1 protein-coding gene is annotated in these 1,177 nt (G+C 70.0%); it reads right to left on the bottom strand.

Annotated elements, in window-relative coordinates; translation table 11 throughout:
* A partial coding sequence (locus tag ACFW47_RS35210) for a maltotransferase domain-containing protein (protein ID WP_386289137.1) occupies nt 1–1,177 on the bottom strand: 1,177 nt, incomplete at both ends.

Genomic DNA, 1,177 nt, shown 5'->3' with positions numbered 1-1,177 from the left:
CGGATGGTGTTGAGTCGGGTGATGAGGGGGGCGATGGTGGTGCCCTCGCGTGCGGCGCGGGCCCAGTCGCGGGGTTTGAGCTGGTACTTCTCGCTGTCGAGGTATTCCTCGCTGCCCTCGCGCAGGGGGGTGTTCTCGCACAGTTCGTAGCCGCTGTAGATGCCCCAGGTGGGGGAGAGGGTGGCGGCCAGGACGGCGCGGGCCTCGAAGGCGGGGCGGCCGCCGTGCTGGAGGTGGGCGTGCAGGATGTCGGGGGTGTTGGCGAAGAAGTTGGGCCGCATGTAGGAGGCGGCGTCCCCCGACAGTTCGGTGAGGTACTCCGTCAGCTCGCGCTTGGTGTTGCGCCAGGTGAAGTAGGTGTAGGACTGCTGGAAGCCGATCTGGGCCAGGGTGTGCATCATCGCGGGGCGGGTGAAGGCCTCGGCCAGGAAGATGACGTCGGGGTCCTGGCGGTTGATCTCGCCGATGACCTTCTCCCAGAACACGACGGGTTTGGTGTGGGGGTTGTCGACGCGGAAGATCCGCACGCCGTGGCCCATCCAGAAGCGCAGGACGCGGACGGTCTCGGTGACCAGTCCCTCCATGTCGGCGTCGAAGGCGACGGGGTAGATGTCCTGGTACTTCTTCGGCGGGTTCTCGGCGTGCGCGATGGTGCCGTCGGGGCGGTGGTGGAACCACTCGGGGTGTTTGTGGACCCAGGGGTGGTCGGGGGAGCACTGGAGGGCGAAGTCGAGGGCGATCTCCAGGCCGTGGCAGGCGGCCTGGCCGACGAACCAGGTGAAGTCGTCGAGGGTGCCGAGGTCGGGGTGGACCGCGTCGTGGCCGCCTTCGGGGGAGCCGATGGCCCAGGGGACGCCGACGTCGTCGGGGGTGGCGGAGAGGGTGTTGTTGCGGCCCTTGCGGTGGGTGGTGCCGATGGGGTGGATCGGGGGGAGGTAGACGACGTCGAAGCCCATCGCGGCGATCGCGGGCAGGCGGCGGGCGGCGGTGCGGAAGGTGCCGTGGGGCTGTTCGGGGGTGCCCTCGGAGCGGGGGAAGAACTCGTACCAGGCGCCGTACAGGGCGCGTTCGCGTTCCACGAGCAGGGGCAGCGGGTCGGAGGTGGTGACCAGTTCCCGCAGCGGGTGCCGGGCCAGCACCGCGTCCACCTCCGGCGTCAACGCCGCCGCCAGCCGGG

This window comes from Streptomyces sp. NPDC058796, assembly GCF_042745235.1.
Classification (GTDB): Bacteria; Actinomycetota; Actinomycetes; order Streptomycetales; family Streptomycetaceae; genus Streptomyces.
This window is presented reverse-complemented; position numbering and strand designations above follow the sequence as displayed.